5 protein-coding genes are annotated in these 7299 nt (G+C 62.2%); 3 read left to right on the top strand and 2 right to left on the bottom strand.

Annotation, left to right across the window (positions count from 1 at the left end; genetic code table 11):
• Nucleotides 1–229: 229 nt before the first annotated feature.
• Nucleotides 230–1921 (bottom strand): NAD-dependent malic enzyme, encoded by a 1692-nt coding sequence (locus IFO71_RS21070; protein WP_192031663.1) that lies wholly within the window; start codon nt 1919–1921, stop codon nt 230–232.
• Between the two features lie 138 nt (nt 1922–2059).
• Between IFO71_RS21070 and IFO71_RS21065 the strand changes: the two genes are divergently transcribed.
• Nucleotides 2060–3427, top strand: a complete 1368-nt coding sequence (locus IFO71_RS21065) for a leucine-rich repeat domain-containing protein (protein WP_192031662.1) — start codon at nt 2060–2062, stop codon at nt 3425–3427.
• A 45-nt stretch (nt 3428–3472) separates the two neighbouring features.
• Here the strand turns inward: IFO71_RS21065 and IFO71_RS21060 are convergent, their stop codons facing one another.
• Nucleotides 3473–4231, bottom strand: coding sequence for an SDR family NAD(P)-dependent oxidoreductase (locus tag IFO71_RS21060; RefSeq protein WP_225444852.1), 759 nt, complete (start codon nt 4229–4231; stop codon nt 3473–3475).
• Nucleotides 4232–4419: 188 nt separating this feature from the next.
• Between IFO71_RS21060 and IFO71_RS21055 the strand changes: the two genes are divergently transcribed.
• Together IFO71_RS21055 and IFO71_RS21050 are read left to right on the top strand one after the other, a co-directional pair.
• A complete protein-coding gene (locus tag IFO71_RS21055) occupies nt 4420–4914 on the top strand; it encodes a hypothetical protein (RefSeq protein WP_225444851.1) in 495 nt (164 codons plus the stop codon).
• 313 nt (nt 4915–5227) lie between these two features.
• Nucleotides 5228–6115 carry a CPBP family intramembrane glutamic endopeptidase gene (locus tag IFO71_RS21050; protein ID WP_192031660.1) on the top strand — a complete coding sequence of 296 codons (888 nt, stop codon included), beginning with the start codon at nt 5228–5230 and terminating at the stop codon, nt 6113–6115.
• Nucleotides 6116–7299 lie beyond the last annotated feature (1184 nt).

The following is a 7299-nucleotide window of genomic DNA, read 5'->3' as shown; positions in this document are numbered from 1 at the left end:
CAAAGTTTGAACGTTACGACGGTGGGCGACACGCCCACCCTACGTCCGCTCCGCCTTGCAGCTCGTAGGGTGGGCCTATGGCCCACCGGCGCAAGCTTGGACGTCGGCGCAAAGTTTGAACGTCACGACGGTGGGCGACACGCCCACCCTACGTCCGCTCCGCCTCGCAGCTCGTAAGGTGGGCCTATGGCCTACCGGCGCAAGCTTGGACGTCGGCGTCGGCGGCCGATCAAACCCGCCGATACGGCCGATACACCGGCTCCCACACCAAGTCCTGAATGCGCTGGCGCAGTTCCTCATCACCACAGGTTTCGCCGAGACCTTCGGTTTGAGCTTGGCGGGCCACCTCGAAGGCGACGGCGATCGCCACTTCGCGCAGTTGATCGACCGGCGGCAGCAAGGCGGCGTGCGAGTCGTTGCGAGCCGGTGATAGCTCGGCCAGGGCGCGGCCGGCGGCCATGAACATGGCATCGCTGATCCGGCGCGCATGCACCGCCAGCACGGCCAGCCCCACGCCGGGGAAGATGTAGGAGTTATTGGTCTGGGTGATTGGAATCAGCCGATCGCCGAACGGCACCGGTGGGAAAGGGCTGCCGGTGCCGATCAGGGCGCGGCCCTCGGTCCAGGCAACCAGATCGGCCGGGGTGGCTTCGCTGCGTGAGGTCGGGTTGGACAGCGGGAAGATGATCGGTCGAGCGACCTGTTCAGCCATCATTCGCACCGCCGCTTGGTGGAAGGCCCCAGCCTGGCCGCTGACCCCGATCAACACGCTCGGTCTTGCGTTGCGCACCACATCCAGCAGTTCGATCCGCCCGGCCTGATCCAGCTGCCAATCGGCCACCGCCTCAGCCGATTGCGCGTACTGCGCGCGCTCGCCTTCGACCGGACGCAGACCGTGGGCGACCAGGCCCTTGCTATCGATCAGGTAGAACCGGCTGCGCGCCTCGCCCTGGCTGAGACCTGCGTCCATCATCGCCTGGACCAGCAGCCCAGCAATGCCGGTGCCAGCTGCCCCGGCACCCACCAGCACAACCCGTTGTTCAGTGAGCGAACTGCCGCTGACCCTGATCGCCGCCATCAGGGTGCCGGCCGCCACCGCCGCGGTGCCCTGAATATCGTCGTTGAAGGTGCACAGGCGATCGCGGTAGCGGGCCAGCAAACGGCCAGCATTGGCGCCAGCGAAGTCTTCCCACTGCAGCAGAGCGTTGGGGAAACGTTCGGCTATGCAGCTGACGAACTCCTCGACAAAGGCCTCGTAATCCTCGCCGCTGATTCGCGGGTTGCGCCAGCCGACATACAGGGGATTGTCGAGTCGCTCCTGATTATTGGTACCGACATCGAGCAGGATCGGCAGGGTGCTGGCCGGGTGGATGCCGGCGCAGGCGGTATACAGTGATAGCTTGCCGATCGAAATACCCATGCCACCGGCGCCCTGATCACCCAGGCCAAGGATGCGTTCACCATCGCTGACCACGATCACCCGCACCTGATCGAAACGCGGATCGGCCAGGATGTCGCGCATCCGGTGGCGATTCGGATAACTCAGAAACAGCCCACGCGGCCTGCGCCAGATCTCGCTGAAACGCTGACAACCCTCACCCACCGTCGGCGTATACACCAAGGGCAACAACTCCTCGATATGCCGGATCAGCAGGGCATAGAACAGGGTTTCGTTGGTGTCCTGCAGATCACGCAGAAAGGAATAGCGTTCGAAATTGGTGGCGAAGCTACGCAACACGGTGAGCCGACGCCGCACCTGATCGTCAAGATTGCCGATGCTCGGCGGCAGAATGCCATGCAGTGCAAAGGCATCGCGCTCGGCCTCGGTAAACGCCGTGCCCTTGTTGAGCAGCGGCTGGGCAATCAGGTCGACACCGCTGAGCGCAGTTTCAATCACCGTGGAATTGGTCTTCGGATTCATGGCGACCACTCCCCAGAGGTCGGGATACCGATGGCAGAGTGCAGGATACGCTCTTGCGATTGTGGCTGCCTGCAGCAACCAGCGCGTGCCGCACCCGCTTTCGTTGAGTCGGTTACCGCCCGGGGCTATGCTGTGCCAATGCGCGCCATTGCCAGCGCCATCGTTCTGCTCCTGCTCCTCGCGCTACCCTGCTCAGCGCGAGCGGGCAATCTCAGCGTGCTGCTTTGCAACAACGTCAACGTCGATCTGTTCGATTGTTTCGATCTGGTGGTGCTTTACAACAGCACCAATGGCGACAACTGGATCAACAACAGCAACTGGGGCACGCCCGATGTGGATTCCTGGCATGGAGTCATCGTCAATCCTTTGACCGGACGAGTAATTGCGCTGGATCTGGCCCTCAATGGCCTTAACGGACCGTTCCCCCCAGAGTGGCGGGGTCTGCAGGCACTGGAGTTTCTGCAGCTGTCGAGCAACGGCATCGACGGCGAGTTGCCCAGCTACCTGGGCAATCTGACCGCGCTGAAACTGCTGCAGATCGGCTTCAACAATCTCGAGGGGCCGCTCCCCGCCAGCCTCGGTAATCTGACCCAGCTCGATAACCTCTTTCTCGGCGGCAACCGCTTCAGCGGACAGATTCCGGCCACGTTTGGCAACCTTACTCAGCTCGAAGTGCTGAATCTGTTTTCCGACGGCTTCGACGCGGGTGAAAGATTGTCCGGCCCCCTGCCCGATCTGAGCGGCCTGACCCGACTGCAACGGCTGGACCTTCGCAGCAATGACATCGAGGGGCCCTTGCCGGGCTACCTCGATCAGATGCCGGATCTGGAACAACTGCACCTCGACGGCAACAGCTTCAGCGGAAGCCTGCCGGCCAACATCGGCCTGCTCTCCAAGCTGCAGTCGCTGGACCTGGCCGGCAACCAACTCAGCGGCGCCATTCCCGCTTCCCTGGGGAATCTCGCCATGCTGGAAGAGCTGGAACTGTCGTTCAATGATTTTTCCTCGACCCTGCCGACCTCACTGGGCAACTTGTCGGCCTTGCGCAAACTGCGAATAGCCGGGGCCCCGGTGGGCCTGCTGGCCGACCGGCAAGCCATCACCGGCCCCATCCCACACCAGCTGGCCAACCTGAGCCAACTCGAAGAGTTGAATCTCGGCTTCAATCAATTATCAGGCAGGCTGCCGGCGTGTCTCGGCAACCTTCCCGCACTGACGGTACTTAACCTGCAGGCCAATGACATCGAGGGACCGGTGCCTGACGCATTTACTTTGCTCGACCTCGATGTGTTTTATGTCGGCGCCAACCTGCTCGAATCGGACACTGGTCAGCAGCTGGTGCTGAGTCCTTCGGTGCAGACCTGGTTCAATGCCATTCCTGAAACCGTGGCCATCATTCCCGGCTTCGGCTTCCTGAGTTCAACCACCCAACGTGCCCTGCCAATGAATCCGGATGCGATCTTCAACAGCGGCTTCGAGGCCGAACCGAGCAATGCCTGCGGGTGAACAAGCGCCGGAGTTGGTGTCCTGATGGCGGGCCAGGGGCCCGCCCTACACTCGTCCGGTGACCGGAATCAGTGCGCCGGTAATGGCGCGGGCGCCGGGGCCGAGTAGAAAGACGATCACCTCGGCCAGCGCCTCGGGCGTCACCCAGCGATCGTGCTCGGCCTTGGGCATATCGGCGCGATTCTGCACGGTGTCGATAATGCTCGGCAGCACGGCATTCACGTTGACGCCCTTGTCCTTCAGCTCATCCGCCAAACTCTCGGTTAAGCGCAGCACGGCCGCCTTGGAAGCGGTGTACGGCCCCATACCGGCACTGCCCTTGAGCGCAGCATTGGCACCGATATTGACGATGCGTGCTGTCTGGCGCTGCAGCAAATGCGGCAAGGCGGCCTGCGTGGTCACCACCGCAGTGGCGACGTTCAGTGCATACATCGACTGCCAGTCGGCGGCGCTGCCATCGGCGACGGTTTGCCAGGTGAAACCGCCGGCGACGTTCACCAGGCCGTCAATCTGGGCGAACCTGGCGATCGCCCGCTCAATGGCCGCACCGGTCTGCGCAGCGTCGGTGAGATCCACGCCACCGATGTCCAGGCGATACGCATGCGCCGCGGCCGCGTTGGTCTCGGCCCGATCCAGCGCCACCACCCGCGCGCCCTCGGTCAGACACTGCGCACACACGGCGCGACCCAGGGCGCCAAAGGCACCGGTGACGACAATCACTTGATCCTTGAGTTGCATGCTGTTCACCCTGCGAAGAAAGCCGGCGGAGGATAACCCAGGCACCATGACAGGGCGAGTCTTCATGCGCTACCCCTAAATCGCAGTCGCATTGTCTGCGAAGCAGCATGCCGAATCAGGGAAGGGGCACTGACGGATAGCTGATGCCAAGGAAATTGTCAGATCGGTGGAACGGACTGTGGCGCAAGCATTCACTTGAAATAACCAGCAGCTTCGACAGACACTCTGACCACGTCAATCAAGGCTGCCAGGTCATGCAACGCATCGTCGCCGCTTGCCATCTGTCGATCCTGCTGGGGGTTGCGCTGTTGCTGGCCGTCCCCGGGATGGCACACGCACAGTCCTCTTTCGGGTTTACCCCATCCAGCCCGCATGAAGGCCAGCCGACCACGTTCTTCTTCGTGCGCGAGGGCGCACTACTACCCGACACGATTGCAATTTCCGTCGGCGCCAGCATCGACGTGTTAGTCACCTACAGCGTGCTGGGTACACTCCCCCCAGGGCCCAGCATAGTCACTCAGACGTTCACTGCCCCGGCCGCGGGCAGCTATCCATTCACCCTCTCGATGCGGGAAGGGTCTGCTGGGTCGATTACCCAGATCAGCAGCGGCGTGCTGATTGTGCAACCCGGCACAGCGATGGCGCCGCAGGTGATCCCAGCATCCAACCCAGCCTTGATGCTGCTGCTGATCGGGCTGATGATGACCGTCAGCGCGGCTGCGCTTGCGCGCCTGACCAGGACGATCTAGCGGCGGTCAGAACGCCCGCGGCCCAACGCGGTCGTTCGACAAACAGCGGCCGCAGACAAATCGCGCATCACCCTCCGGCACTCCGCGCCTCACGGGCAGGAGAGCCACACGGTCCTTGAAAGTCCGCTGCAACAGTCAGCTGAGGAGGGCCGTCAACCCTGCAGTCACCCCACAGCAGGCAGCCCTGAGTGCGAGCTTTGAGGCAGCCATTTCCCCAGGTCCGGCCAAGCGCGGTACCTCATCAGAATTTGGTTCAAACCTTTGCGCCCGCTTTCGCATCGAATGGCGACTGTGTCTTGTTCTGGGGGCGGGATTGAAGAAGCTACTGATTGATGCGCACGGCCGATGGCGAAACGGGGTGTGGATTGTCCTTTTCCTGGCGCTGTTCTTAGCCAGTCGCTTGGTATACACGCCAGTGTTGCGCTGGCTGCGGGCCCACGGCATCGATGAAGTATGGCTTGAGCCGGCCAAGTTCTGCTTTGTTCTGTTGGTCACCTGGATCTGTCTGCTTCTGCGTCGCCAGGACTGGTCGTCAGTCGGCTTGCGCTTGAATCGGGCCTGGGCGCAGCAGGCCGGTGCCGGGCTGTTGATCGGCTGCGCATCGGTGGGACTGGCAGTGTTGGCGATGTGGCTGCTTGGCTCCGTCACGCTACAGCTCAATCCCAGCGCCGGCTTGGCGACCTTGCTTTCCGGACTCTATGTGTTCTGCTGGATCGCCTTGTTCGAGGAAACCCTGTTTCGCGGCTTCCTGTTCCAGCGCTTGATCGACGGCAGCCGTCCGTGGATCGCGCAACTGCTGTTCGGCGTGCTGTTTGCCAGCGCGCATTGGGGCAACCCGGACATGCAGGGCAGCACCCTGTTGATCGCCTCCTTTGAGTTGTTTCTGGGGTCGATCCTGCTCGGCCTGGCCTACCTGCGCACGGGCAGCCTGGCCCTGCCTGTCGGCCTGCACTTGGGCTGGAACTGGATGCAAGGTTCGGTGCTGGGCTTTGGCGTCAGCGGATTCTCCCAAGCCGGCCTCTGGCAGGTCGAGCGCAGCGGAGCGGAATGGATCCACGGTGGCAGTTTCGGTCTGGAAGCCTCGGTATTCGCCATCCTGGTTGATCTGCTGATGATTGCCATGCTGTGGCGCTGGAAGGCGCATCGCCCCGCGTTGCTGAAGCCAGAAGCGCATCTACAGCAAGCATTGACCGGGTACTAGCGATGCGGCCAACAGTAGCGATGGAATCGCCTTGACGCACCCTCAGCTTGTCGAAGGGTGCCTCACCGAAGCGAACCCTGAAGGTGCCCACGCGAGCATTGAGGTTGCAATGCTAGGTCGGCTGGCTTCGACAAGCTCAGCCAGCGTGGCGGCGACCCGAAGCGGACGATGGCTTGCCCTGTTCGCACTGAGAGACAGCCCGAAGGGCGGATAAGAGTCCGAGGGCGGTAGCGATGGAATCGCCTTGACGCACCCTGAGCTTGTCGAAGGGTGCCTCACCGAAGCGAGCCCTGAAGGTGCCCACGCGAGCATTGAGGTTGCAAAGCTGGGTCTCGTCAACGTCTGTTTGCAACCACACCCACGGCGTATTCGTACCCGAAACGGACGATGGCTTGCCCTCTTCGCACTGAGAGACAGCCCGAAGGGCGGATGAGAATCCGAAGGCGGTAGCGATGGAATCGCCTTGACGCACCCTGAGCTTGTCGAAGGGTGCCTCACCGAAGCGAGCCCTGAAGGTGCCCACGCGAGCATTGAGGTTGCAAAGCTGGGTCGGGTGGCTTCGACAAGCTCAGCCAGCGTGGCGGCGACACGAAGCGGCCCCCCGCTCCCCGTGGGAGAGGGCCGGGTGTGGTCAACGTTCGTTTGCAACCACACCCAGGGCGTATTCGTACCCGAAACGGTGGCGGCTGAACTCTCGGTTTGTTCGGCGGCGGCATCGGGGGCGACGGGTTCGTGGGAGATGCGTATTTCGTCGCTGATGCGAATGATGCGCTGGGCTTCTTCGTAGGCATCGCGGTAGAGCTCGGCGTTAGTGAACTATTTACCTGCCGACACGGCTACGCGCGCCTGCTCAAGGAGTGGTCGCGATCCGTGAGTTGCGCGCAGGCGCAACTGCCCTGAAGAAGCCACGAGCTTGCCCGCAAAAAGCCATGTGCCCGTCTGAGCCTCAATGACAGGAGGGCCGGGGTGGTGAGCTTGCAGATGCATTGCTCTGCCAATCGTAGCTCGCATCCGCAGCCCAATGCGTCCAGGAGAACCTTGCATGAGCCAATCCAGATCGCCCGGAATGTGTCAATGGTTTGAGACAGCTTGAATCGTGATTTTAGTGAGCTTTGTTCCCCGTTGACGCTGATTGATCGAGCGGTCGATTGATAAAGACCTGTTCTGGAACGATGGGTGGGCTG

The organism is Pseudomarimonas arenosa, from assembly GCF_014841215.1.
Lineage (GTDB): Bacteria > Pseudomonadota > Gammaproteobacteria > Xanthomonadales > Xanthomonadaceae > Pseudomarimonas > Pseudomarimonas arenosa.
This window is presented reverse-complemented; position numbering and strand designations above follow the sequence as displayed.

Bases quoted from the DNA above. Each gene is read 5' to 3' on its own strand.
- IFO71_RS21070 (WP_192031663.1), bottom strand. From the start codon at position 1,921: ATGAATCCGAAGACCAATTCCACGGTGATTGAAACTGCGCTCAGCGGT.
- IFO71_RS21065 (WP_192031662.1), top strand. From the start codon at position 2,060: ATGCGCGCCATTGCCAGCGCCATCGTTCTGCTCCTGCTCCTCGCGCTA.
- IFO71_RS21060 (WP_225444852.1), bottom strand. From the start codon at position 4,231: ATGAAGACTCGCCCTGTCATGGTGCCTGGGTTATCCTCCGCCGGCTTT.
- IFO71_RS21055 (WP_225444851.1), top strand. From the start codon at position 4,420: ATGCAACGCATCGTCGCCGCTTGCCATCTGTCGATCCTGCTGGGGGTT.